At 57.4% G+C, this 25,688-nt stretch carries 27 protein-coding genes; 20 read left to right on the plus strand and 7 right to left on the minus strand.

Annotated elements, in window-relative coordinates:
* Window positions 1-8: 8 nt before the first annotated feature.
* The 17 genes from JK621_RS07575 (at window position 9) to JK621_RS07650 (ending at window position 17,694) form a co-directional block, all read left to right on the plus strand.
* On the plus strand, window positions 9-266 hold the full coding sequence (locus tag JK621_RS07575) for a PAAR domain-containing protein (RefSeq protein ID WP_212559276.1): 258 nt from the start codon (window positions 9-11) through the stop codon (window positions 264-266).
* Entirely contained in the window at window positions 263-1,402 is a 1,140-nt protein-coding gene (locus JK621_RS07580) for a hypothetical protein (protein WP_249337153.1), read from the plus strand. Before JK621_RS07575 ends, JK621_RS07580 begins: the two co-directional genes overlap by 4 nt.
* A complete protein-coding gene (locus tag JK621_RS07585) occupies window positions 1,386-4,835 on the plus strand; it encodes an ImcF-related family protein (protein ID WP_212559277.1) in 3,450 nt (1,149 codons plus the stop codon). The genes JK621_RS07580 and JK621_RS07585 overlap by 17 nt, the downstream gene beginning before the upstream one ends.
* A 206-nt stretch (window positions 4,836-5,041) precedes the next feature.
* On the plus strand, window positions 5,042-5,569 hold the full coding sequence (locus tag JK621_RS07590) for a DUF3304 domain-containing protein (protein WP_212559278.1): 528 nt from the start codon (window positions 5,042-5,044) through the stop codon (window positions 5,567-5,569).
* 57 nt (window positions 5,570-5,626) lie between these two features.
* Complete coding sequence (gene tli1, locus JK621_RS07595) at window positions 5,627-6,154, plus strand: T6SS immunity phospholipase A1-binding lipoprotein Tli1-KP (protein WP_212559279.1); 528 nt, start codon at window positions 5,627-5,629, stop codon at window positions 6,152-6,154.
* Window positions 6,155-6,213: 59 nt separating this feature from the next.
* On the plus strand, window positions 6,214-6,741 hold the full coding sequence (gene tli1, locus JK621_RS07600; RefSeq protein ID WP_212559280.1) for a T6SS immunity phospholipase A1-binding lipoprotein Tli1-KP: 528 nt from the start codon (window positions 6,214-6,216) through the stop codon (window positions 6,739-6,741).
* 57 nt (window positions 6,742-6,798) lie between these two features.
* Window positions 6,799-7,332, plus strand: coding sequence for a DUF3304 domain-containing protein (locus JK621_RS07605; protein WP_212559281.1), 534 nt, complete (start codon window positions 6,799-6,801; stop codon window positions 7,330-7,332).
* Window positions 7,320-9,761, plus strand: coding sequence for a T6SS phospholipase effector Tle1-like catalytic domain-containing protein (locus JK621_RS07610; protein WP_212559282.1), 2,442 nt, complete (start codon window positions 7,320-7,322; stop codon window positions 9,759-9,761). The genes JK621_RS07605 and JK621_RS07610 overlap by 13 nt, the downstream gene beginning before the upstream one ends.
* Before the next feature lie 20 nt (window positions 9,762-9,781).
* Window positions 9,782-9,904, plus strand: a complete 123-nt coding sequence (locus tag JK621_RS25455) for a hypothetical protein (RefSeq protein WP_283249350.1) — start codon at window positions 9,782-9,784, stop codon at window positions 9,902-9,904.
* A complete protein-coding gene (gene tssA / locus JK621_RS07615) occupies window positions 9,904-11,499 on the plus strand; it encodes a type VI secretion system protein TssA (protein WP_212559283.1) in 1,596 nt (531 codons plus the stop codon). Before JK621_RS25455 ends, tssA begins: the two co-directional genes overlap by 1 nt.
* 26 nt (window positions 11,500-11,525) lie before the next feature.
* Complete coding sequence (tssF, locus tag JK621_RS07620; protein ID WP_212559284.1) at window positions 11,526-13,280, plus strand: type VI secretion system baseplate subunit TssF; 1,755 nt, start codon at window positions 11,526-11,528, stop codon at window positions 13,278-13,280.
* A complete protein-coding gene (gene tssG / locus JK621_RS07625; RefSeq protein ID WP_212559285.1) occupies window positions 13,244-14,329 on the plus strand; it encodes a type VI secretion system baseplate subunit TssG in 1,086 nt (361 codons plus the stop codon). Before tssF ends, tssG begins: the two co-directional genes overlap by 37 nt.
* Complete coding sequence (gene tssJ, locus JK621_RS07630; protein ID WP_212559286.1) at window positions 14,307-14,852, plus strand: type VI secretion system lipoprotein TssJ; 546 nt, start codon at window positions 14,307-14,309, stop codon at window positions 14,850-14,852. The genes tssG and tssJ overlap by 23 nt, the downstream gene beginning before the upstream one ends.
* On the plus strand, window positions 14,852-15,307 hold the full coding sequence (gene tssE, locus JK621_RS07635; RefSeq protein ID WP_212559287.1) for a type VI secretion system baseplate subunit TssE: 456 nt from the start codon (window positions 14,852-14,854) through the stop codon (window positions 15,305-15,307). Before tssJ ends, tssE begins: the two co-directional genes overlap by 1 nt.
* Before the next feature lie 37 nt (window positions 15,308-15,344).
* Entirely contained in the window at window positions 15,345-15,815 is a 471-nt protein-coding gene (locus tag JK621_RS07640; RefSeq protein ID WP_212559288.1) for a hypothetical protein, read from the plus strand.
* Between the two features lie 56 nt (window positions 15,816-15,871).
* Window positions 15,872-17,257 carry a VasL domain-containing protein gene (locus tag JK621_RS07645; protein ID WP_212559289.1) on the plus strand — a complete coding sequence of 462 codons (1,386 nt, stop codon included), beginning with the start codon at window positions 15,872-15,874 and terminating at the stop codon, window positions 17,255-17,257.
* 221 nt (window positions 17,258-17,478) lie between these two features.
* The gene (locus JK621_RS07650; RefSeq protein WP_004942827.1) at window positions 17,479-17,694 is read left to right on the plus strand and encodes a hypothetical protein; all 216 of its coding nucleotides are present in this window, start codon (window positions 17,479-17,481) and stop codon (window positions 17,692-17,694) included.
* A 65-nt stretch (window positions 17,695-17,759) separates the two neighbouring features.
* On the opposite strand, the gene JK621_RS07655 is transcribed toward JK621_RS07650, so the two are convergent.
* The 5 genes from JK621_RS07655 to JK621_RS07675 form a co-directional block, all read right to left on the minus strand.
* Complete coding sequence (locus JK621_RS07655; RefSeq protein ID WP_212559290.1) at window positions 17,760-18,557, minus strand: DNA/RNA non-specific endonuclease; 798 nt, start codon at window positions 18,555-18,557, stop codon at window positions 17,760-17,762.
* Between the two features lie 162 nt (window positions 18,558-18,719).
* Complete coding sequence (locus JK621_RS07660) at window positions 18,720-20,180, minus strand: TrkH family potassium uptake protein (protein WP_212559291.1); 1,461 nt, start codon at window positions 20,178-20,180, stop codon at window positions 18,720-18,722.
* Between the two features lie 134 nt (window positions 20,181-20,314).
* Window positions 20,315-20,626, minus strand: coding sequence for a hypothetical protein (locus tag JK621_RS07665; RefSeq protein ID WP_212559292.1), 312 nt, complete (start codon window positions 20,624-20,626; stop codon window positions 20,315-20,317).
* Window positions 20,627-20,865: 239 nt separating this feature from the next.
* Entirely contained in the window at window positions 20,866-21,465 is a 600-nt protein-coding gene (gene wrbA / locus JK621_RS07670) for an NAD(P)H:quinone oxidoreductase (protein ID WP_212559293.1), read from the minus strand.
* A 76-nt stretch (window positions 21,466-21,541) separates the two neighbouring features.
* The gene (locus JK621_RS07675; protein ID WP_212559294.1) at window positions 21,542-22,162 is read right to left on the minus strand and encodes a LysE family transporter; all 621 of its coding nucleotides are present in this window, start codon (window positions 22,160-22,162) and stop codon (window positions 21,542-21,544) included.
* A 67-nt stretch (window positions 22,163-22,229) separates the two neighbouring features.
* On the opposite strand from JK621_RS07675, the gene JK621_RS07680 reads away from it, so the two are divergent.
* Complete coding sequence (locus JK621_RS07680; RefSeq protein WP_212559295.1) at window positions 22,230-23,153, plus strand: LysR family transcriptional regulator; 924 nt, start codon at window positions 22,230-22,232, stop codon at window positions 23,151-23,153.
* Here the strand turns inward: JK621_RS07680 and JK621_RS07685 are convergent.
* Window positions 23,137-23,601: a helix-turn-helix domain-containing protein gene (locus JK621_RS07685; RefSeq protein ID WP_212559296.1), complete on the minus strand. Its 465-nt coding sequence runs from the start codon at window positions 23,599-23,601 to the stop codon at window positions 23,137-23,139. The two genes, JK621_RS07680 and JK621_RS07685, sit on opposite strands and share 17 nt — an antisense overlap.
* 162 nt (window positions 23,602-23,763) lie before the next feature.
* Between JK621_RS07685 and JK621_RS07690 the strand changes: the two genes are divergently transcribed.
* On the plus strand, window positions 23,764-23,937 hold the full coding sequence (locus JK621_RS07690; protein WP_212559297.1) for a hypothetical protein: 174 nt from the start codon (window positions 23,764-23,766) through the stop codon (window positions 23,935-23,937).
* Here the strand turns inward: JK621_RS07690 and JK621_RS07695 are convergent.
* Window positions 23,934-24,509 (minus strand): helix-turn-helix domain-containing protein, encoded by a 576-nt coding sequence (locus JK621_RS07695; protein WP_212559298.1) that lies wholly within the window; start codon window positions 24,507-24,509, stop codon window positions 23,934-23,936. The two genes, JK621_RS07690 and JK621_RS07695, sit on opposite strands and share 4 nt — an antisense overlap.
* 67 nt (window positions 24,510-24,576) lie before the next feature.
* On the opposite strand from JK621_RS07695, the gene JK621_RS07700 reads away from it, so the two are divergent.
* On the plus strand, window positions 24,577-25,494 hold the full coding sequence (locus JK621_RS07700; protein ID WP_212559299.1) for a DMT family transporter: 918 nt from the start codon (window positions 24,577-24,579) through the stop codon (window positions 25,492-25,494).
* The last annotated feature ends 194 nt before the right edge of the window (window positions 25,495-25,688 follow it).

Consider the following 25,688-nt stretch of genomic DNA (forward strand, 5'->3'; position numbering starts at 1 on the left):
GATGACGGATGAAAGCGATCATACGTGAGGGCGATACCCTGCGGGAGTATGGCGGGAAAGTGCTGGGTGGGCATTATCTGTGCTTCGGCAAAGGGATTGCCTGCAAGGGCGATGCGGTGAAGTGCAATAAACATGGCATGACGGCCATCAGCGAAGGTAGTGCGTTATCGGAGGTCGACGGGCAGCCGGTGGCGCTGCACGGTCACCGCTGCGCCTGCGGTTGCACGCTGGTGAGCTCTTTCCCTGATTGCGGCATTGAGCTGTGAGGCCGTTACCGGAGTATCCATCCTACCGGATCGCGCGCTCTCCTGATGTAAAACGCTGGCTGTCAGTGGGCGCGCTGCTGGTGCTGCTGTGCGGAGGCGGCGGTGCGTTGCTGCATTCTGCCGGGAGTGGCGTTGGGCTGATTGTCAAAGGGATGGCGGGTGCGGCGGTTCTGATGGGCGCGCTCTGGTTAGTACGCTTGCTGTATTACCGGGTTTCGGTCCATAACGCCCGGTATTATGCGCAGCTGATTGAGCGGCAACAGCAGGCCTGGTGGGAGCAGCATCAACGCCGTTTCGCGCTCAGTGAAATGGTGCTGCTGGGCCCGGCCGGAACCGATACGCCACACTGGCTGCGTCTGTTAAAGCGGGAGCATCGGGTTCCTGAAATAAAAAATGAGTCGAGCGGAAAAGCGCTGCGCATCGGCCGGACGTTGATCGAGCCGGTGGCTGAACGGGAGACGCTGTTGGCAAAAATGCTGGTGCTGCAGTGGCAGACGCAGAATGCAGATTCCCCCCTCCCGCAGATACGGCGCTGCTACTGGCTGGGCTCCCTGGTTGCCTGGCGGGCATTTTGCGCGCAAATGCAGCTTTCGTTTGCTGACTTTGCGTTACCCGAAAAACCAGAGAAATGGCAAGGCGAAGAGACGCTGTCGGTACTTGCCGCGGCAGCTCAAACGCTCCCGGAAAACGAGGCCATTCTGGTCGCCGGGTGCCATTCGATGGCGGCCTCGTTTAACTCAGCGCAGCCTGCCGGTGAGTCTGCGGCTTTGTGTCTGGTGGCTCATCAGGGACTGGTCAGCCTTACCCGGGGGGAGGTCTACGATACCACCGGGGAAGAGGTTTTAACCGCAGTCAGCGAGCGAGCGGAGCAGCAAAGCGAACTCGAAAAGGCACCCGATGCCTGCATGCTGTTCTCACAGCCCACGTTACCCGCGCTGGCGCAAAGTGGCTGGAATGTGACCCACCATGTCCAGGATCTCAACTGGGGCAGCCCAGGTGAGATGGAGATGCTCATCGTGCTGGTTCTGGCGGCCCTTTACGCCAAACAGTATCAAGAACCCTGCGGCTGGATAGCCAAAGATCCTCTACACACTCTCGCACTTGGAATTATTAAACCTTATGGAGAAGGAAAATAAACCCGCTGAATTTTCTGTGGTTTCCACAGCGGTGTTGTTTGTTGCTACTGTCACGCTGCTCGTGCTGACAGGTGGGTTGCTGTGGTGGTACTGGGGGAAGGATCTCTCCACGGAATGGGATGTGCTGCGTCAGATCATGACGGCCTGTTTTGTTGTCTGGGGAGTGTCGCTCTGTGTGCTGGTGCTGGGTTTTATCGCGTTTCATTTAGTGATTCGGGATAAAGTGATGGGGGCCGCTTCTTCCAGACCCGTGAAAAAGAAAAGCACACTCCGGTTGCCGCCCAAGGCGGACATCGCCAGTCATCTCCGCCAACGTTATACCATTTTCTGGCGCCGCAAAGTCCGCCTGCTGCTGGTGACCGGTGATGATGCCGCGATTGAACAGCTGGTTCCAGGCCTGAAGCAACAACAATGGCTGGAAGGCAACCGCACCCTGCTGATCTACGGCGGCAGCCTGGCAACGGAACCCGACAGCGAAAAGTATACCCCGCTGCGCAAGCTGCGTCGGGGCCGCCCGCTGGACGGCATTATCCGCGTCATGCCACCGGCGTTGAACCTGACGCCGCAGGTAAGTGACAGCGATCTGCGCGGGCTGGAGAACATCGCCGGGCTGCTTTGTTACGCCGCGCCGGTCTGGCTGTGGCAACTGTGCGAGAGCGGCTGGTCGCAGACTAAGCGCACTGAGCAGGCGATAGGGGCTCACTTCCCGCTGCGCGCAAATGAAGACGATGTTGCCCGTCAACTTGAGCGGATGTTGCCGGCCCTGCGGATGCAGGGCGTAAGCCAGATCGCTGAGAACAACAGTCACGACTTCCTGCTGCGTCTGGGCCAGCACCTTAAAGAGGAGGGTATTTCCCGCTGGGCTCAGCAGCTGGTGCCATGGCTGCCGGTCTCCCAGCAACGCGTTACGCTGCGTGGCCTGATGTTCAGCCTGCCAGTGAATATAACTGCCGAAGCCTCAGAGGGAACAACCGGTGCTGCATCAGCCGACGCTGAGAAATATGTCCCAGAATCACAGCGTCATGCTCTGACCCTGCCCGCCACCTGGCAGGGTATCGTCGATGACTGCACCCGTGTACGTGGCCGCCGCGTCGGTATGGCGTGGGAGCGGACGCTTGCCTGGGCGCTGATGGGCATTACCGGTGTCTGGGGGATGGGGCTGTTGCTCTCGTTTGCGTTGAACTACGGACAAATTTCTTCTGTGGCGGCAAAAGCGCGTCACCTGGTCGAACATCCCTCCGTTTCTGACGCTCAACTGACGGCCCTGCACACCCTGCGCAACGATGCCGGCCGTTTGCAGCATCATGTTCAGGGTGGTGCTCCGTGGTATCAACGTTTTGGCCTCGATCATAACCCGCAACTGTTGAGCGCGATGCTCCCGTGGTATGGCGTAGCGAATAATAGCCTGATCCGCGACCCGGCCAATGCCGCCCTGACGCAGAAACTGACAACGTTGGCTAACTCAGCACCGAACAGTGACCAGCGCACGCAATTGGCTAAACCCGGTTATGACCAGTTGAAAGCCTGGTTGATGATGTCCCGCCCGGACAAAGCCGATGGTGCGTTCTATGCCCAGACCATGAAGGAAGTTCAACCGTCCAGGACCGGCATATCTACCGGCCTGTGGCAGAGTCTTTCCCCGGACCTGTGGGCATTCTACATAAATGAGCTGCCACAGCAGCCGCAGTGGAAAATTACCCCGGATGCGCAACTGGTCAGCCAAAGCCGTCAGGTGCTGTTGCAGCAAATTGGTCGCCGTAATGCGGAAGGAACACTCTACGAAAACATGCTGAAATCGGTGCGCCGTAACTTTGCCGATGTGTCTCTGGAAGACATGACCAGCGGGACCGATGCCCGCCGTCTGTTCACCACCGATGAAGTGGTGCCGGGGATGTTCACCCGTCAGGCGTGGGAAGGGGGGATTCAGCAGGCCATCGAGAAAGCGGCGAACTCGCGCCGGGATGAAATCGACTGGGTGCTGAGTGACAGCCGCAAGACCGTTTCTGCCGACCTTTCTCCGGAAGCGCTTAAAGCGCGTCTTACGCAACGTTACTTCACCGACTTTGCCGGCAGCTGGCTGAGTTTTCTTAACGGCCTGCGACTGAATCCCGCAAACAACATCGTCGATGTGACAGACCAACTGACCCTGATGAGCGATGTGCGCCAGTCGCCGCTGATTGCGCTGATGAACACGCTGGCCTGGCAGGGGCAGACCGGCGAGCAGGGGGAAGGGCTGTCGGTTTCCATCATTAAGTCGGCAAAAGATCTGCTCGGCAATCAGGATAAGCCGGTTATCGATCAGCGCGCAGCCGGGCCGCAGGGGCCGCTGGATGACACCTTCGGGCCGCTGCTGACCCTGATGGGAAAAAACCAAGCCAGCAACGTGATGTCGGCCGACAGCACGCTGAGCCTGCAGACCTATCTGACCCGTATCACCCGCGTTCGTCTGCGTCTGCAACAGGTGGCCAACGCGTCTGACCCGCAGGAGATGATGCAGACCCTGGCGCAGACCGTATTCCAGGGGAAAAGTGTAGACCTGACCGACACCCAGCAGTATGGCAGCCTGGTCGCGGCAAGCCTCGGTGAGGAGTGGAGCGGTTTTGGCAATACCCTGTTTGTGCAGCCGCTGACCCAGGCCTGGGAGACCGTACTCCAGCCGTCGGCGGCCAGTCTGAACGATCGCTGGCGTCGCTCGGTGGTGGCGAACTGGCACACTGCTTTTGAGGGGCGCTTCCCGTTTGCGGCAAGCAAAAGCGACGCTTCTTTGCCGATGCTGGCCGAGTTTATCCGCAAAGACAGTGGACGTATCGATAGGTTCCTGACCGCCGAACTCAAGGGTGTGCTTCACAAAGAAGGCAGCCAGTGGGTGCCGGACAAGGCGCACAGCCAGGGGCTGACGTTTAATCCGGCGTTTCTTAAGGCCGTTAACCAACTGAGCCAGCTGTCGGACGTTCTGTTTACCGATGGCAGCCAGGGCATCAGTTTCGAACTGCAGGCACGCCCGGCACCGCAGGTGGTGGAGAGTCAGCTGACCATTGATGGGCAAAAATTGCACTACTTCAACCAGATGGCCGACTGGCAGTCTTTCCGCTGGCCGGGGGACACCTATAAGCCAGGAACCATGCTGACCTGGACGTCAACCAGCGCCGGTGCGCGCCTGTTCGGGGATTACAGCGGGAGCTGGGGCTTTATCCGCTGGCTGGAGCAGGGAAAACGCCAACGGCTTGACCACAGCCAATGGATGATGAGCTTTACCGCGCAAGATGGCCGCACGCTACAGTGGGTGCTGCGCACCCAGTTGGGCAACGGGCCGCTGGCGCTGCTGGGGCTACGCAATTTCAGTCTGCCGGATAGCGTATTCAGCGTGGATGCCTCAGCCGCCGCGCAGGCGCTGACCCTTACGGAGCCCTCAACCCTGGATGAGGAGGAATGATGCCCGCATTACAGAATGTACTTCACGCGTGTGGGGTGGACGAAGATACCTTGCTTAGCCAGGCTCGGGCGCGTTGTGCTGACTGGGCGTGCTGGAGCACCGGGTTCGCGAGTCTGTGGATGAAGATACCAAAAGACTGTCCGAGATAGCTTGTCTGCGGTTGTTGTTTCCTCCAGTGAATTCCACACATCTACAAGGAAAGTCAGATGAAACATGCATTACTCAGCCCGCTGCTGGCGGGGCTGTTGCTGTTAACCGGTTGCTCCCAGCCTGCTGCTCAGGCAAGGGGCGGAGGTGGCACGATTGACGCCATTAACCACACCCAATGGGCGATTAACCACTTCAGCGTGGATAACCAGTCGGGTATCGACATTATTGGTCCGTTCCAGGGCGGCGGTGGCGGTTGCTGCTACAGCGCGTCCGCCCGCTGGCAACCGGGCATGACGGTGCGTATTGATTGGGAGAGCGGTGTTGGGTATTCAATGGACTTCCCTGGTTATCAGGACAGGAAAAAATATCTTGCCTGGAAAAAAGGGATAGATGCGCAAAAACGCCAGCACAGCAAAATAGTCCCGGTTCCCGATTATAACGGCCAGGACACCTGCGGCATTACGGTGCACTTTTTGCCCTGTGATGACGTGAAGGTGACCACCAGTTGCTACACCTACGATAGCCCGGCCTATCCAATTAAAGAGCCCATCAGGATGAAGGAGCCAAAAGACTGTCCGAGATAGCCTGTCTGCGGTTGTTGTTTCCCTCTTAGTGAATTCCACATCTACAAGGAAAGTCAGATGAAACATGCATTACTCAGCCCGCTGCTGGCGGGGCTGTTGCTGTTAACCGGTTGCGCCAAGCCTGCCGCTCATGCAAGGGGAGGAGGTGGCACGATTGACGCCATTAACCACACCCAATGGGCGATTAACCACTTCAGCGTAGATAACCAGTCGGGTATCGACATTATTGGTCCGTTCCAGGGCGGCGGTGGCGGTTGCTGCTACAGCGTGCCCGCCCGCTGGCAACCGGGTATGACGGTGCGTATTGATTGGGAAACTGGGGTGGGTGATACAGAAGGCTCTCCTGGATTTGGAGATGATGAAAAATATCTCGCCTGGGCTAAGAAAATGAAAGCCCAGAATCGTCAGCATAGCAAAACCGTCCCGGTCCCCGATTATAACGGCCAGGATACCTGCGGTATTACGGTGCACTTTTTGCCCTGCGATGAGGTGAAGGTGACCACCAGTTGCTACACCTACGATAGCCCAGCCTATCCAATTAAAGAGCCCATCAGGATGAAGGAGCCAAAAGACTGCCCGAGGTAGCCTGTCTCCGGTTGTTGCTTCCCTCTTAGTGAATTCCACACATCTACAAGGAAAGTCAGATGAAACATGCATTACTCAGCCCGCTGCTGGCGGGGCTGTTGTTGTTAACCGGTTGCGCCCAGCCTGCTGCTCAGGCAAGGGGCGGAGGTGGCACGATTGACGCCATTAACCACACCCAATGGGCGATTAACCACTTCAGCGTGGATAATCAGTCGGGTATCGACATTATTGGTCCGTTCCAGGGCGGCGGTGGCGGTTGCTGCTACAGCGTGCCCGCCCGCTGGCAACCGGGTATGACGGTGCGTATTGACTGGGAGAGTGGGGTGGGTGATATGGATGGTTTTCCTGGTTATCAGGACAGGGAAAAATATCTCGCCTGGGCTAAGAAAATGAAAGCCCAGAATCGTCAGCACAGCAAAACCGTCCTGGTCCCCGATTATAACGGCCAGGATACCTGCGGTATTACGGTGCACTTTTTGCCCTGCGATGACGTGAAGGTGACCACCAGTTGCTACACCTACGATAGCCCAGCCTATCCAATTAAAGAGCCCATCAGGATGAAGGAGCCAAAAGACTGTCCGAGATAGCTTGTCTGCGGTTGTTGTTTCCCTCTTAGTGAATTCCACATCTACAAGGAAAGTCAGATGAAACATGCATTACTCAGCCCGCTGCTGGCGGGGCTGTTGTTGTTAACCGGTTGCGCCCAGCCTGCTGCGCAAGCCGGAGGCAGTGGAGGCGGTGGCACCATTAAGGCCATCAACCACACCCAATGGGCGATTAACCACTTCAGCGTGGATAACCAGTCAGGTATCGACATTATTGGGCCGTTCCAGGGCGGCGGTGGCGGTTGCTGCTACAGCGTGCCCGCCCGCTGGCAACCGGGCATGACGGTGCGTATTGATTGGGAAAGTGGGGAAGCATCGACAGATGATTTCCCAGGATATGAAAAATGGGACAAATATCTGGAATGGGAAAAAAACATCAAAGCCAGTCATCGCCAGCACAGCAAAATAGTCCCGGTCCCCGATTATAACGGCCAGGATACCTGCGGTATCACGGTGCACTTTTTGCCCTGTGATGACGTGAAGGTCACGACCAGTTGTTGGTCACCGAGAAATGCCAACTACCCGATTAAAGAGCCCATCAGGATGAAGGAGCCAAAAGTATGTCCGAGATAAAGGAAACCGACTTAGCCTGGGCGCCACCGCCGTTCCCGGCGCAGGGCCGCCTGCCGACCCATGCATTGCAGCTCGGGCAGAGTCTCTATCAGCAGGACAGCGCCGAGCTGCTCTACCGACAGGAGCTGTGCCTGGCCGCCGGGCGACGCGTGGCGCCGCCGTGCTGTAAGACGCTGCATATCAGCCTGTTTTTCGACGGCACCGGCAATAACCTGAACAATGATTTGCTTCTGTCAAACCCAAAACACCCGACCAATATTGCCCGTCTGTTTCGTGCCACTATCGGGACAGGTACGGCGGGTGGGGTACCGGCCAACGATCAGAGCGCGCTGTTAGATGCTGTTGAAGAGGGGGAGGGGAAATATTTTAAATTTTATATTCCCGGCGTGGGGACCCCGTTCCCGGAAGTGAACGACCCGGACTATTCCACTATGGGGTTGGTGGGTGCCACTAAGGGTGAGGAGCGCATTAACTGGGCGCTGCTGCGCATTATTGAGGTACTGAAGTTTAGCGCCGCGGAAAAGTGGCTGACTACTGCGGAGAGTCGCCGGTCCATCAACAAAATGGGCACCAGCTGGAACCGCCTGTGGTTTGGCGGTAGTCACAATCGCTATGAAGAGTTCAGTCGCTTACTGAATGATTTAGCCCCGAAGCTGAGACCATTGATTACCCAGCCGGAGCCGGGAAAACCCAGGCTGTTAGGCATCAAGCTGTATGTTTACGGTTTTTCCCGCGGCGCGGCGGCGGCGCGTGCCTTTGTGCGCTGGCTGAGCGAGCTGTTGCCCCCACCGGCGGCGGAAGGTGAGAAGCCCCCGCAATGCCTGCAAATTGGTGAGTTGCAGCTGCCCATCAGCGTGGAGTTTCTCGGGTTGCTGGATACCGTGGCCTCGGTTGGGGTGGCGCATATGGCACCGATTGCCGAGGGGCATATGGGTTGGGCAGACGATACGATGGAGCTGCCAAGTGATGAAACCTATGGCGGGCTGATAAAAAAATGCGTGCATCTGGTCTCCGGCCATGAACAGCGCCTCTGCTTCCCGCTGGACTCGGTGCGCCGGGGTAACGGCAAGTACCCGCCTTATGCCACCGAGGTGGTGTATCCGGGGATGCACTCAGATATTGGTGGTGGCTATCCGCCGGGGGATCAAGGGAAGGCCAATGCTGAGCATGATGGCTATTTGCTGTCGCAAATAGTGTTGCATGATCTGTATTCAAGCGCTTTTTTTTCTGGTGCACCACTGAAAGTCAATAAGTGTAGTTTACCAGAGAGTTTAGGAAAGGATAGTTGGCGCGCACTTGATGCTGAGCAAGTTAGAGATTTTGTCGTCGCACCGGAATTGATATCGAGATTCAACGCTTGGCGCGAACTCACCCTGAATCTAACCACGCCCGAAAAAATCAGCCCTGACGAGGCGGCCAGCTACAACCCGCCGCGCGCCAGCGGCAGTCTGGAAAGCCTCGTCGAGAACCAGATTGCCTGGATCACCGCCTGGCGTATTAACCGCTATGCCAAAGGGACGCTGGTGGAACAGCGGTTCTACAAAGCTGCCTCGGATAAGGAAGCGCTGCCCGCCGCGCGTAAGGCGGCAAAAGAACTACGGAATGAAAATCAGGAAAAAGTTCTCAAAGCGCGCCAGGACCAGATAGCAACACAGCCCGCCGACAAGATGGACGATTTGGTGCTGCACCCAGGGGTCAAGGATTTTGATCCGAAGATGGATAAACCCCAGCTGTTTGAAGCGGCGAAGGAGTTTGGCAAGGATTACTACGACGGCTATCGCATCCCGGATAACCTGGCGCAGGCGGTGCTGGATACCGTGTTGCAGCCGATGATTTTCGTGCTCAATACCGATGATGAACCGCAGGAATACCGGCGAATCAAGGCTGACGGTGACGCCCGCGTGGCTGTCCTGTTTCCCGCTGCCGGTGAGGCCAGTAATGCGCAGCAGCCTGCTGGGCTGGTCAGGGCACTGTTCGACGACCAGGTGCACGACTCGCGCGCCTGGTTTATGCACGCCGCGCTGAGTACGCGCGAGATGTGGGCCGGCTACTTCCGTTACCGCATGATTTACTTCAGCGAGCAATGCAACAAGTCGCTGTCGCCACTGGTGATCGCCGGCAATCTGGTGGGTTTTGCCACCCTCGCCACAGGCGTGGTACTGAGTTTCAAACAAAAGAGCCTGAGCGGAAAGCTGGCCGGCCTGGCTGCCACCGGCGCGGTGCGTTCGCTGCAGGTCGAGGTGCTGGACAGGCTCACCGGGCTGCCGTTGCCGGAGCTGCCGGGGGGCGAACAGCTCAGGGCCTTTACCACCGAACCGGGCGTGGTTGTCGCCTTACAGAAAGCTGCGGTGGCTGAACAGCAACTGGCGCGGGCGCAAGCCGCGATCCCGGCCAGATGGCTGGAACAAGCCCTGACGGTAATCACCTGAGATCACGGAAGGAGAGCCCGATGAGTAACGTCATCCGCAAAGGAGACCGCTTGCGGGAACATGGTGGCAAGGTAAGAGAAAAACGCCAACGGCTTGACCACATGCGCTTTACGGCACCCTCAACCCTGGATGAGGAGGAATAATGACCGCATTGCAGAGTTTACTTCACACCTGTGGCGTGGATGAAGACATCCTGGTGAGCCAGGCTCGGGCGCGTTGTGCTGACTGGGCGCGCTGGTTGGAGCCAATTAGCGACAATGAACCGACCGGAGAAGACCCGGGCTACGACGACGATTTCCAGCACATCCGCGAAGAGGTCAACAAGCTCTCCGGCATTGATACCGGGCTGATTTGCCAGTTGGCGGAAAAGTTGCTGACCGACAGGTGTAAGGACTTACGCGTCATCACTTTCTACGTTTGGGCGCGTCTGCATCAGGACGGTGAAGCCGGGTTGGCGCAGGGCGTTGAGTTATTGGCCGCCATGCTTGCACGGTTTGGCAATGACCTGCATCCCCTGCGCGCCCGCAGCCGTAAATCTGCCCTGGAGTGGCTCGGCAGCAGCCGTGTGACAGACAGCCTGTCTTTGTACCCGGAAGTGGATATGTCCGTCATGCGGCGCATCACGGCCGCGCTGTTACTGGCGGAACAGACGCTCCAGAGGTTTGATGAGGACGCTCGTCCAGATTTGTCCGGGCTGTATCAGGCTCTGGATAACCGACTGATTCAAAATGGCGGGGCCAACAGTTTGGTGCCGCAAACCAGTCGTGAAGAAAGCGCCATTTTACCGGCTGCGGCCTCTGCTGCGCCGGTGATGAATTCTGTCACGTCAGGGCGTGATTTGCTCGATCAGGCCAAAGTGCTGGCGAAATACCTTCGCGATCAGCCGGGTGGCTGGTTGGCCGGCCATCATCTGCTGAAAAGTGTCCGCTGGGATACGCTGACGGAGTTACCGCCGCTGGATGCCGCCGGCCGCACCCGCCTGGTCCCGCCTAAGCCAGACAACAAAGCGCACCTCAAACGCCTGTATCTCCAGAAAAGCTGGTCTGAACTGTTGGAGCATACGGATACCCTGCTGGCGCAGGGGGTTAACCATCTGTGGCTGGATGTGCAGTGGTACGCCTGGCAGGCGTTGGTGAAGCTTGATAACGACAGCGTGCGCGCCGACATTCTCTGCCGTGATCTGGAAGGACTGCTGGCCCGCCTTCCGGGGCTGGGAGCGCTGGCGTTCAATGATGGCACACCTTTCGCCGATGAAGTGACGCTGAACTGGATTAACGAAACCGTGCTGGAGAATACGATGGACTGGAAGGGAGAATCCGTCGTGATCGCCGCGGTTTCCGGTGACGATGTGTTGACGCTGGAGCCGGAAGTACTGGCCAAAGCGGACAATGAGGGGGTTGAAGCCGCGTTGAGCTGGCTGCAGACCCGCCCGGGCTACGCGTCTTCACGCGATCAATGGTTGATGCGTCTGTTGATGGCGCGCGTCACTGAGCAGTACGGAAAAAACGACATGGCCCTGCACCTGTTGGGTGAACTCGACGGCAGCGCCAAGGCACTCACGCTTGAACAGTGGACGCCAGAGCTGATGTTTGAAGTTAAAGCTCGCAGGCTCAAACTGCTGCGTGGCAAGGCTGGGCGCAGTGAGGCAGATAAAATTCGCCTGCAGCCTGAGATGGACTCACTGCTCTCCGGGCTTATCTCTCTCGATCCGGCGCGCGCCGCAGTGCTGTGCGGTTAACCTACCGAACAAAAGATGATAACTCTATGGACGACTTAACCCTGCGTTATTACGACGCCGAAATGCGCTACCTGCTGGAAGCCGGCGAAGAGTTCGCGCGTGCTCACCCTGAGCAGGCGGCGATGCTCAATCTCGATAAAGCGGGCGCGCGCGACCCGTACGTGGAACGTCTGTTCGAGGGCTTTGCCTTCCTGATGGGGCGGCTTCGCGAAAAGCTGGATGATGATTTACCTGAACTGACCGAAGGGCTGGTCAGCCTGTTATGGCCGCATTACCTGCGCACCATTCCGTCGATGTCGGTGGTGGAGTTCACCCCCGACTGGCGCGAAATGAAAGAGCAGATGCGCATCGTCAAAGGTTTCGAGGTGAACTCGCGGCCGATCGGCGAGAAGGGCACGCGCTGCCGGTATTCCACCACCAAAGAGATAACCCTTCAGCCGTTGTCGCTGGAGCACGCCCGCCTGTCGACCGACCCTGACGGGCGTTCGGTCATTAGCCTGCGCTTCAACTGCAGCCATCTGGCAGACTGGAGCCGTATCGATCTCAGCGGTATGTCGTTTTACTTCAACGCCGATGCGCCGCTGGCCTGCGCCATGCACGAAGCTTTTACCCTGAATGTGGCCCGGATGTGGCTGCGGATGCCGGGCGACATAGACAGAAGAGCGCTTGACGGGCATTTCAGCGCTCAGGGCTTTGGCGACGGCGATACCTTATGGCCAAAAGGCAGCGGCAGTTTCAGTGGCTACCAACTGCTGTTGGAGTACTTCACCTTCCGCGAGAAATTCATGTTCACTGGCCTGCATGGGCTGGAGACCGTCGCCTTTCCGGCTGTGCTCCCCTGGTTTGAAATCGATGTGGTGCTGGCTGAACGCTGGGAACATGACTTCAGCTTTACCGAAAAGCACCTGCGCCTTAACTGCGTGCCGGTGATCAACCTCTTCCCGCTGGAGTCCGATCCGCTGACGCTGAACGCTCTGCAAACAGAATACCTGCTGCGCCCGATGCGCGTGCAGGACGGCCACACCGAGGTTTACGCCGTAGATTCGGTGACGTCATCCAGTCGGCATACCTATGTGCCGTTCTCCAGCTTCCGCCACAAAGGCGGGATGATGCGCCACGCAGCGCCGGAGTATTACTACCACACCCGCGTGCGCCGTGGCCCTTCCGGGTTGCATAACACCTGGCTGATCCTCGGTGGCGAAGCCTTCGACAATCACACCGTGCCGGAAGATGAAAGTCTGTCGTTGACGCTCACCGGCACCAACGGCCAACTGCCACGACGTGCGTTGCAAAGTACCGTGCTTGATACGGTGATGAAAACCACCTCGGCCAGCATCGCCGTACGCAATCTCTGTGCCCCCACGTTGCCCTGCTATCCGCCCGCGCAGGACCGCTTTCACTGGCGCGTGCTGAGTCACCTCGGCAGCGGGTTCCTCTCGATGATGGATAACGCCGACGTGCTGCGTGGCACGCTGGCGCTGTATGAGTGGACCGACAGTGAAATGAACCGCCGCCGTCTGGAAGCCATTATCGATGTGAAGCACAGCGAAACCGAGCGCTTCGAGCAGGGCTATCTGGTGCGCGGCGTGCAGATTGAAGTGGCTCTCGACAGCCACGGGTTTGCCGGTCGGGGCGATATTTGCCTGTTTGGCGAGATGCTGAGCCGCTTCTTCGCGCTCTATACCGATATTTACCTGTTTAACCGTCTGATTATCATCCTGCAACCGACCGGAGAACGCCTGGAATGGGAAGAGAAGCACAACCGCCGCATTCCCGGCTGACTCCGCGGCTGGAAGCCGACCTTCACCGGATGAACTTCTACCGCTTCTGCCAGTTGCTGGAGAAGCGTCAGCCGGGGAAAGCCTTGATAGGAGCTACCTGCCATCCCTCAGACGACCCGGTACGGTTCTGCCCGCATCCGGGGATGGGGTTTCCGGCCAGTGAGCTGAAAGCCGTCGAATACGATGAAGAAGATGACAGCACACCGCCGGTCATTCGGACCACCTTCATGGGCCTGTACGGTGTGGACTCACCGCTGCCGACGGCCTATCTCGATGACATCACTCAGCGTCGGGAAGGGCACGAGGCATTGCAGGGATTCCTCGATATCTTCAACCACCGCATCCTGACGCAGTTTTACCGCATCTGGCGTAAATATTCTTATCCGGCCACGTTCGAGCCGGGTGGGAGCGATGCCATTTCGCAATCGCTGCTGGGTTTGGTTGGGTTGGGTATTCCCGGGACGGCAAACCACATTGCCACGCCGGTGTCGCGCTTTCTGGCATTGCTGGGTGTGCTGCGTCAGCCCGGCAAAACCCAGGAAGGGATGCAGGCGCTGGTGAGCCTGCTGGCACCGGACACGGTGGTGCAGGTCAGTCCGTACTGTCTGCGGCCGGTGGAAATCAGCCAGCCGCTGGGTTTTTACGGTGATGAGGATTTTCTGCTGGATGGCAATATGCCGCTCGGTGATGAAGCGATGGATGCCAACAGCCAGTTGCTGATTGCGCTTTCAACGGATAACGAGCAGGAAGCGCAGGGCTGGAAGCCGGATAGTCTGCTGTATCAGGATTTTCTGGTGATGCTGCGGGTCTATCTGGGCTGGCGGTTTAAGGCAAAAATCCAGCTCAGGGTCAGTACCCACCTGCTGACCGTCCCGCCGCTGGGCGATGGCCCTTTCTGGCTGGGGATGAATGGTGTGTTGGGCGCGGAGGGTGACGCATTCCCGGACGATATCCCGCAGACCTTTACGACGGAACTGGGCTATTACAGCGGCATGAAGCCTGCCACATCACAACAAGGAAACCGCCGTGTTACTTACAAGTTTGACTAAAACCGCACGCTGGCCGCTCGCGCTGTTGGCGTTCAGCCTGACGGGCTGTGGGGTGACGCAGAGCGTCACGGACGGCACGAAATCGGCCTTTAAGGCCGTTTTTTACAAGAAAATTAAAGTCCTGCATCTGGATTTCACCGCGCGCGAGGCGCTGAATACCGATGCCCGCGAGAGCAATTCGCTGTCTGAGCCGGTTGTGGTGCGCGTTTACCAGTTGAAAGACCGCCAAACCTTCGACAAGGCGGTGTATCAGCAACTGCTGAAAGACGGCGACACCCTCCTGCAAGCCGATGTGCTGGCCACCCGCGATGTGGTGCTAAAACCGGGCGGCGATGCCAGCCTCAATATGCCCATGGAAACCGATGCGCAGTTTGTGGCGGTCGCGGGGCTGTTCCGTCATCCGGATTGGGTTAATAACACCTGGAAGCGGGTGATTGAGCGTGAAGAGCTGGACCCGGATAAGCCGCGCATCCTGGAAGCCGGGAACAACCATCTGACACTACTACCCGCTAAGGACGAGTAATGCCTCAGGGACATACCCCCCCTTCGCTGTATGAAATGCTGGTCGGCAATTTCACCGGCGGCCTCGGCCTTCATCAGGTTAGCGAAGAAAATCAGGTCATTCTGTCGGTGCTGGACAATATGCAGCGCATCCTCAACAGTCGCGCCGGGACGCTGGCCCATTTACCCGATTACGGCCTGCCTGATATGGCGAAAATCCTGCAGGGGATGCCGGGGACCGCCCATCAGTTGATGGGCTCGCTGTCATCCGTTTTGCTGAAATACGAACCACGTCTGAAAAACGTTGACGTGGTGATACTGGAGCAGGTTCAGCCCGGAGAGCTGCGTTACGCCATCGATGCCGAGCTGAAAGGTATTGGTCTGGTGCGCTACGGCACCGAATTTATGCCTGAGGGGAGGGTGTTGTTGCGCCACCTGAAACAACAGCAGTACCTCGACACCCGAACCCGACTCTGAGTCACCTTCAACATCCAGCAGGGAGGCCCGATACCGAATGACAGCAAGAAAACACTTTCTTAAAAAACTTCAGGCGCAGCAGTCTTCCGGCCACTCTTTCACCAGCCGGAGCCAGGCAGATATTGCTGCGTTTCGTCAGGGAATGGCGCAGCTTCAGGAAAACATGGTCGGATGGCTGGCCGATACCGGCCTGCAACCGGAAAACTCAAGGGTGTCACTCAGCGACCTGCTGGTTGAGGCCGGGGCTTTTGACGTGCCGGGCATAACGCTGCGCTACGAAAACAGGACGATAAAGTTTACCCCGTTGTTTTTGTACGGCCATGGCGTGACAGGCTGCGTGGAAGTGGGTCTTTACGCAGAAGGAAAGGTGACTCCGCTGGGGCGTTTGTTTATGCGTGCAGGCCACAACACGCACTGGACCCGTGCCCGACCGGAGACCCTATCCCGGCCTGAACACGCGTTCGATGAAGACGCGTTTTTTGGGATGCTGGAAGGCTTGCTTCCCTAGCCGGCTGTGCCGCAGTTATTCATTGTCTTTCTCACTTTTACCTGGCGGAAACCTCCGTGAATAATCGTAATCAACTGAAAACCGGCGGCGACCCGCGCGCATTGCCGGATTATGCCGCCTTGCGTGACGAGTTGGGTAAACTGACCCACCCGGCGCGCCCGGACGTGAACTGGCGTTATGCTGAAAAACTCTGCCTCTCGCTGTTTGAACAAAATGGCGTGGAGTTGCAGACGGCGGCCTGGTACACCTTGACCCGTACGCAACTGACTGGATTGTCCGGCCTGAATGAAGGCTTGGCTATACTGGAAGCACTGGTGAGCCATCAGTGGGCTACGCTCTGGCCGCAACAGGTACATGCCCGGATGGAAATCCTCAGCGGCTTGAGCCGGCGTATACAGCAACGGATGCGCACGATCCCTCTGAATTACAGTAACCTCAGCCAGCTTTACCAGGCTGAACAGCAGCTTACCCGCCTGGGGGCGGTATTGCAGCGCCTGGAACTCAAGCATCTGAGCCAGCTCGATGCGCTGCGTACTCTGATGCATAACAGTGCCGTTCGGCTGGAAAACAGCGACGGCTCCTCAGGTTCTGCCACTGTTATACCACCGGGTATAGCGTTGCCAGCTTCGGTAATGAATAGCGCGGGCACAACGGCGGATGCGATATCCGATATGCCGATTTCAGAAAAAAACGAATCGGTTGACGTGGTGAAACGGGAGTATGTGGCGCAGCCGGAACCTCAGTCGAAGGTGGAGGTGTTGACGGCAATACCGGCTCCGGCCAAAAACTGGACATCCTTCGCCGCCGGGATGTGTACCATGCTGGTGGTAAGCGCGGCAACGGCGTGGTGCTGGCATGCCTTACATCGACCTGACCCGTTACAGACTCAGCTTGCTGCATCTCTGGCGCCGTTGCCTGCAATACTCACTCCCGAGCAACTGGATACGCTGCGCCAGCAATCTCCTCCGCCGGAAACCTTTATCGCAGACACACAGCAGCGGCTCGTGCGCTTAGGCCAGTTGCCACCTGACTGGAATATTGCTTACAGCCGTCAACTGGTCGAACAGGCTCAGACACTGTGGCCGGAACAGGCTAAGCCCCTGATACGGCAGTGGCGGCAACGGCTTAACGGCAGCGTGCTGCCGGCTGAAAAACTGAATGGCTGGCATCAGGGGATGACGACGCTACAGCAACTCAGCGACAGGCTGGAGAGGTTGGATGAACAGAAGGGAAAATACATGACGGTCAGCGAACTGAAATCAGTCGTATTCACCGCCATGCAGTCGTTTAACCGTGCCACGCCGGTCGAAGAGCAGTTGCGAATATTGGCGCACACCCCGGCAGGGCCGCTGCTGTCTGCTGCCGAGCTGGTTCAGGTAGAAATTCATCTGAAGCAGCTTGGCGACCATTATGCCGCGCTCAAACAACGCTCGCCGGAGTAGACACCCGCTGGCAGGGCCCAAAAAAACAGGGTTACGCATGATGAGCTCATCTGCTCGCCGGGTGGGGGCAGTCACCTGCTGCGGAGCAAACTGTTATATCGTTTTTTCCCCAAACTGTTCGATGTCATCCCCGGCAGATGCGCCGCCAACGCTTGATCAGGGCAGTGCAAAGGTTAAAATAGAGCGATGCGATTGCGCTTAACGCTTTCATGGAGATAGAGATGAACTGGTATCAAGTGGCGTTATGGACCATGATTTTTCTGAAGTCCGGGGCGTTCCTGGTGTTCGTTTGGTGGTGGATGTTCAAGCGTGCGACCAAGCCTTATGTTCGCCCGGAAAATGTCGTCATTGACGAAACGCCAGAGGATGAAAATCTGACCATGGAAGACGTCATGAAGAAACATGGGATTACGCGCGTGGAAAATCAGACGCAATAACTCGCTCCCGGTATAGACAGCACCCGGTGATAACCCCGCCCCCTTAGAGCGCGGGGTTGTTGGTTTTAGCTCTTGCAACCCATCAGCTCCGGCAGCACCCCTGGCTTGCTCTTCAGCGAAGCCTGCACATCCTCCGGCAGACCTGCCCAGATAATCAACCCGGTACGCTTCTCGATCTCGCTGACCGTTACGCGGTACTGGCAGAAATCGGCACTTTTCGGGGTGTTTTGATCAAACAGAAACGCGGCGTAGTGGTTCACTTCCGGGCTGTTGTTGATAAAAATCACCTTCCAGTAGGCGCTGGGGATAGTGTGCGCTTTTTGGGTGCCCGGCAGTTTCCCCATATCACGTTCATACAGCGGGCCGGTGACGGTATACACCGAACTGATATCCGCCCGGTCAATCAGCTTGCGTTCCTGATCTTCCAGCCGCGCCCAGGATCCCTGGTTCAGATCGGCTTTCTGTGGCGTGATGTTGGAAAGGTAGTTCAGCGACTCCCAGTCAGACACCCCCGCCAGCGAGGCCAGCGGCGCCTGATGCCCGCGGTCCACTTTCAGCGCCGCATTGGCGCCGGTGTAATCCGCCGGTGCCAGCGTATCTGCCGGGTTCAGCGCCGGGTCGGTTTTCCAGTTGCGATCCTTGCCGCTGGCCGGCGTGTCCTTGGTGATGTGGTAAGCCACCCAGTTGGCGAACTTGGTGCTGCTGTTATTGTTCAGGGTATAAGCATGGCGAACGATAGATACGTTGCTGCTGCCACCGGTCGGGCAACCTACCGCGCAGTTGTCGATGGATTCGAGTGTTTCAGCCGAAACCTGAGCGGCAAACAGCAGGGCGGCCAGGGCTAACACCTTGTTAAAGCGCATATTCATGTCCTCAATAAGTTAAAATATACTGTATTTATTTACAGTGTTTTTAACTTATATCAGTGAAACGAATACAACAATGCAACACATTCAGGTTGTGAATGTGCTACCGGTGATACAGCGAAATCCACTCAAAAAGACCTGCCCTTACCGGCTCATGGCTCAAAAACGCCAAAAGGCTCGCGAACAGAGAATCAGCATGGGGTAGATCTCAAGACGCCCCAGCAGCATAGCGAAGCACATTAACCATTTGGCCGGGTCGCTGAGCATGCCGAATCCGGCAGCGGTTTCACCGTACCCCAACCCCATATTGTTGATGCAGGCGGCGACGGTGGCAAAAGACGTGACCATGTCGTAGCCCATAAGGTTAAGCAGCCAGATGAAAAAACAACTGAAGAAGACGTAGAGAAAGAAGAAACTCCATACCGAACGCAGTACCCGATCCTGGATCGGCGCATTACCGACCTTGATGGTAAAAATAGCATTGGGATGAACCAATTGGTTGATCTCGTGCCTGCTTTGCTTATACATAATCAGAAAACGCAGCGCTTTAATGCCACCGCAGGTCGAACCAACGCAACCGCCGAAAAAACTCATCGCCAGCAATAGCATAATGGTATTAGAGGGTATCCGAGCATAATCAGCGATGGCCAGACCGTTGTCGGTCATCATTGAGCTGGTGAGGAAAAAACCATGTACAAAGGCATCTTTGGCGCCATACATATCTGATCTGTATAGCTCGATGCAAACGATAGCCACGATAATCGACAGGATCAGCAGGAAGAAACGTAATTCAGGATTTTGATACAGCGGCTTCAGACTGCGGTGTCCGATGGCGACGAAATACAAAGTGAAATTTACCGCCGCCAGAATAGAGAAGATGCCGCCGACCATTTCCACTGCCGGGTTGTCGTAATAACCCAGGCTCTCGTTGCGCGTAGAAAATCCGCCTAGTGAAACGGTGGAAAGTCCATGACATAACGCGTCAAACCATGGCATACCCGCAAGGCGAAACGCGACCGTGCAGGCCAGCCCTAAACCGAGATAGATTAACCACAAATTTTTCGAGGTATCGGCCAGACGCGGAGTCAGGCGTTCTTCTTTAAACGGGCCAGGCATTTCCGACTGGTAGAGTTTGGCACCACCGATCCCCAGAAGGGGCAGGACAGCCACCGCCAACACGATGACGCCGAGGCCGCCGATAAAATTGAGTTGGGAACGATAATAGAGGATAGATTTTGGCACGCCGGAAACATCGTTCAGCACCGAAGCGCCCGTGGTGGTGATGCCGGAAACGCCTTCAAACATGGCGTCAACCAGGCGGATGTTCAGAGTATCATCCATCCATAACGGCAAAGCGCTAATGATTGAAAACAACAGCCAGAACATTACGATAATCAGAAAACCGTCCTGTGTCCGCAGTTGTACCTTGGACTGGCGGGTGCTGAGCCAACCTATACCGCCGAGCATGGCTGCGAGCGCCAGCGTATAGAAAAAGGAAAAAAAACTTTTTTCTTTATATAACAGAGCCATGAGGAGTGGAGGGATCATCGAAAGGCTATAAAGAAGAACCAAGAAACTGCAAAGATGAATAACGACCAGAATTTGTTTGGTTTTGACCATGCTTTTGCCCAGATTGCCTGCCGACAATGAGTCAATTTATCTTAGTTGTATAAAGAATAAGGCAAGCGATATAGAAAAAACGTAAAAATTCATATCGCCTGAGATTGTTGGTACGTTTTTTAACCGTGGCGCGGCTATTCCAACAGGTTATTTACGGTGCGGCGCACGTATTGCGTCATTTGAGCCAGATCTTCAGGCGACACCGGCCCTCCGCCGGCGCGAACTGCCTGCTGTTCTATCTGGGCGATCTCCTGCTCGACCTTATTGGCAATCTGCACCTTGACGATTTTATCCACCGACGAGAGCAGGACTTTCAACACCACTTTCAACGCAACGTTCTCGCAGAACGAGTCGTAGTGGTGGACTGCCGGCGGCGCAGCGGGTGGCTCGGGTGCGCGCGGGGCCATAGCCTTGAAACTGTCTACATTTTCAATAATAAGATCCATGTCTCTTATTAGTTCATCAAAATCTTTAGACACTGACTTATTTCCCTTCGCTATGCGCAAAAACAGAACGCCCGCCATCATGGCCAATGCCGGTGATAGACGGGCAGAACGAATTTCGACCGTGACGTTCAGGTAGTGAATGGCAGGCTGAGCGGCATTTTAACCTTGCTGCGGGTCGGCAACAAGATGGGGCCGAACGAATCCGCGGCCCCACCGGAGAGATAACGGGAGGTTAATGCTTAACTTTTCAGCTTGGCGGTGATTTTCGCCACGTGTTCGCCCTGATAACGGGCAATGGTCAGTTCTTCCTGGCTGGGCTGACGCGAGCCGTCAGCACCGGCGATAGTGGTCGCGCCGTAGGGCGTGCCGCCGCGGGTGTGGGAGACGTCAAACAGTTCAGGGGTGGCGTAGCCGATCGGAACGATAATGAAACCGTGGTGCGCCAGCGTGGTCCAGGTAGAGGTGATGGTGTGCTCCTGGCCGCCACCGGTACCGGTGGACGAAAATACGCTGCCGACCTTGCCATACAGCGCGCCGGAAGCCCACAGGCCCCCGGTTTGATCGAGGAAGGTACGCATCTGCCCGGCCATGTTGCCAAAGCGGGTAGGGGTACCGAAGATAATGCCATCGTAATCGGCCAACTCCTGCGGCGTGGCGACAGGCGCTTTTTGATCGCTTTTGCCGCCGGCCTTGGCGAAAGCGTCCGCCGGCATGGTTTCCGGCACCCGCTTCACGGTGACTTCAACGCCGCTGACCCTGCGCGCGCCTTCTGCTACCGCTTCTGCCAGGGTTTCAATATGCCCGTACATTGAGTAATAAAGGACCAAAACCTTTGCCATGTTGCGTTCCCCGCTCGGTGATTGAAAGAGATGCCCCCATAAGCATAGAAGCGAATACTGAACTTATCTTTGAACCTTATTTGATACCGGCGACCGCCAGCAGCGCACCGAAGGCGATCAGCAGGCCGCCAAAGGCTCTGTCGATGCCTTTACGCAGGCGCAGCAGGCGAGTATTGACGCCCGGCGCGGAAAACAGCAGCGCTACGGCGGCAAACCAGAGAATATGGGCAGCTGCAATAAACAGCCCATAACCGATCTGCACGCTGATCGGCGTCTGCGGATTGACCACCTGCATGAACAGGCTGACGATAAAAATAGTGGTTTTGGGGTTCAGCACATTGGTCAAAAAACCGATCTTCAGCGCGGCGAAGTCACTGGCGGCGGCGGTGTCTTCGTGGGAAGTGGCAGCAGCGGCAGCCCCGGCGTGGCGCAGCATGCTGATACCCAGATAAATCAAATAGGCGGCGCCGATCGCCTTCAGCAGAGTAAACAACCACAGCGACTGTTGGATCAGCACGCCGACACCGACCAGGGTATAGCTCACGTGGATTATCACACCAGCGCCGATACCGCAGGCGGTCAGCACCCCGGCGCGGCGGGAAAGGAGCAGGCTGTTGCGCGACACCATGGCAAAGTCCGGCCCGGGGCTGATAACGGCGAGTAAAGTGATGGTGACGACGGCGAGGAGTTCAGTCATAGTTATCCTGTAAAAAATCAGAAGAGAGTGGCTGATTTATAAGAGGAATAGACGGCGGTGACAAACGATGAAAACTGACGATATCGGTGAGAAAAACTCACGCAAAATGCATCGGCCGCTGTCACTGGGCGGGCTGCGCTGCTTTGAAGCCGCTGCGCGACTGGAAAGTTTTACGCAGGCGGCGAACAACCTGAACCTGACGCATGGGGCCGTCAGCCGTGCGGTCAGAGCGCTGGAAGATGAGCTGGGCGTTGCGTTGTTCGAGCGTCGCCACCGGCGGGTGTATTTAACGCCGGCCGGGCGCACGCTGTTTCAGGCGTCTCAGCAAGCATTCGGCATCCTGGATCATACTGCGCAAACGCTGCGTCAGCATGCGCAGGACGCGCCGCTGGTGTTGTCGTGCGAGCCAACGTTATTGATGCGCTGGTTGATCCCGCGTCTGCCGGCGTTTCAGCAGGCGCATCCGGAAATCAACCTGCAACTGGTGGCCGGTGGCGGGCCATTTTCGTTTCATGACGGCATTACCGCCGCTATCCGTCGCAACGATTTTGACTGGGGGGACAAGCTGCATAGCCTGGCGTTGTTCCGCGAGCGGGTTGGGCCGGTGTGCAAACCTGAAACGCTGCGGCGCTGGGTAGCCCTTGTCGACGGCTCACCGCAGTTGAGTCACGATGCGGTACTGCTGCATTCCGCCACCCGTCCCGACGCCTGGCGGCAATGGGCGCAAGCGCAAGGCGTGGCGCTGACGGGCCGGCCGGAGCAGCGTTTTGACCATTTCTACTTCAGCCTGCAGGCGGCGGTGGCGGGGATGGGGATTGCCATCGGCCCGTGGCAGCAGGTACGCGACGATGTGGCTGCGGGCCTGCTGAGCGCGCCTTTTGGCTTTACGCCGGATGGCAGCGGTTACTGTTTGTTGTCGCCACAGGAAATCAGGCCGGGCAGTGCGCTCGCCCGGCTGGCGGACTGGCTGAGGCTCAGTGCAGACGCCTGAGCTTTTGCTCCAGCCGCTGCCGTTGCCAACGGCTGAAAACCTCTGGCAGCAGCAGGGTGCGTACGGCCCGCATCATCACCGCCAGGCTCATGCCGCCAATTGCCCACAGCGACCAGAGATAGTGCGGATGGGTAAACCAGTTAACGGCAAACAGAAACAGACCGACGATCGCAAAACGCACCGCCATGCGCAGCAGCTTGCCTTCCGCTTCAACCTGTCGGCGAACAGCCCGTTCACTCTGATTGTCGTTATCCGGCTGCGCCGGCTGGCTGAGATCGCTCACCTGCAGCCCCAGCGCCGCGGCAATCGCGGTCAGGGTCTCCAGGCTGGCCTGTTCGCCATTTTCAATGCGCTGAACGGTGCGGGTGCTGAGGCCGGCGATGGTGGCCAACTGCTCCTGCGACCAGCCTTTTTCCAGCCGTAATTGCCTGATGCGGTATGTTTGCATTGTGCTCTCCAAAATGAACCTTCACTGAGGCCAATTGTAGGAGTTGGTCGAGCCAACCGCCACGACAGCGACATGACATGCGCACGACAGGCGGGTGACACCCGTGGCCGCCGAGGGCTAAACTACACTTGCAGTGTGTCCGGTCCATTAACGGAGGAAACAATGACATCATTTCGTGGCATCAAACGGGTATTGCTGAGCGACGGCGCCATCAAACATGTGGTGGTGGAGGACGACGTGGGCGATGAAATCACTTTCGCCGCCAAAGACTATATTTCCGAGGGGATCCAGCCGCCGTTGGAAGAGCTGCCAGAAGTGGCGGCGCTGGATGATTAAAAGGTGACGTTGCGGATAAAACGCAGCGGCCGATCGGTGCAGTTGACGTAGGCATAGTGCTGATCGCTGTTGAACACCTGGGTTTCACCGGCATCCAGCGTCAGGGTCTGCTGCTCCAGCACCAGCGTCAGGCTGCCGGTGATCACATAGATAATTTCGTTCCAGCCTGCGGCATCCGGCAGCGAATCGTAGCGTTCGCCCGGCATCAACGCCCATTCCCACAGCTCCACCCGCTGACGTGCGGGCACGCTGGCGACGAACACCGCCTGGCTTGCCGGCTCGCGCCCCTGCCAGGCCAGTTCACCCACCAGATGATTGCCGCGTGCTTCCGGTGCCTGGATCAAATCGGTGAAGGCGATATTCAGCGCCTCAGCAAGTTTGTCCAACACCGCCAGGCTGACATTACGGTCACCGGCTTCAATCCCGGCCAGCATGCGGCGGCTGACGCCGGATTTTTCCGCCAGCGCCATTTGACTTAGCCCGGCTTGCCGGCGGTATCCCCGCAGGTTGCTGCTCAGATATTGCAGCACTTTGAGCGCGTCATGTTTTTCATTGTGCACTATATTGCTCATCTGCAGGTATTCCCCCATACTGGTGCGAACTGTGCATTATATTGCACCCGGCATTAAGGGCAAGTCAGTGTCTGCAGTAAAAAAATCTTTTGTTTCCACACTTATTTCCAAAATTAAACTTCAGGAAGCGGTGCTGATTTTCATCACCATGATCTGGGGCGGCACCTTTTTGGCGGTGCATCACGCCATGCAGGTCAGCGGGCCGTTCTTTTTCGTCGGGCTGCGTTTTGCCGCCGCCACGTTGGTGCTGACGCTGTTCTCTCTGCGCACCCTGCGCGGGTTAACCTGGTATGAACTGAAAGCGGGCGTGTTTATCGGCATTGCCATCATGTTTGGCTACGGCCTGCAAACCGTTGGGTTGCAAACGATCAGCAGTAGCCAGTCGGCATTTATAACCGCCATGTATGTGCCGATGGTGCCGTTGTTACAGTGGCTGGTGCTGGGGCGTTTTCCCAGCCTGATGTCGTGGGTAGGCGTTCTGCTGGCGTTCACCGGCCTGATGCTGCTGGCCGCGCCGAGCAGTGCGGATATGACGCTCAGCACCGGCGAGATACTGACATTGATCGGCACGCTGGGCATGGCGGCCGAGATCATTTTGATTGGCGCCTATGCCGGTAAGGTGAACATCAGACGGGTGACGGTGGTACAGCTGGCGACGGCATCGCTGGCCTCGTTCCTGATGATGGTACCGACCGGTGAGGCGTTGCCGCCGTACACCGGTTATCTGCTGTACAGCGCGATAGGGCTGGGCATTGCCAGCGCTATGATTCAGCTGACGATGAACTGGGCGCAGCGCAGCATGTCACCGACCCGCGCCACGGTCATTTATGCCGGTGAACCGGTCTGGGCTGGGATCGTCGGGCGTATCGCAGGCGAACGTCTACCGGGGGTCGCCCTGTTGGGCTGCGGGCTGATCGTGTTGGGTGTGCTGGTCAGCGAACTGCGCATTCGCCGCAAAGGCAAGGCAGCGGCGCTGGTCGAATAAGGCGCGGCAGAGGTTGGCTGCGCCGACTTCCCTCCGTCACGCCGCATCACGGCCGGCTGCGACAGGCGTCCCTGCCTGTCTCGCCTGAAACCGCCGTCCACGGCGGCAGCAGAGAAATTCGGAGTATTGGCGGCAATGCTTTCTGCACGAGACGCACAGAGAGGGGAGAAAAAAATGCCAGTCAGGCTTAACTG

It is taken from the genome of Serratia plymuthica, assembly GCF_018336935.1.
GTDB classification, from domain to species: domain Bacteria; phylum Pseudomonadota; class Gammaproteobacteria; order Enterobacterales; family Enterobacteriaceae; genus Serratia; species Serratia plymuthica_B.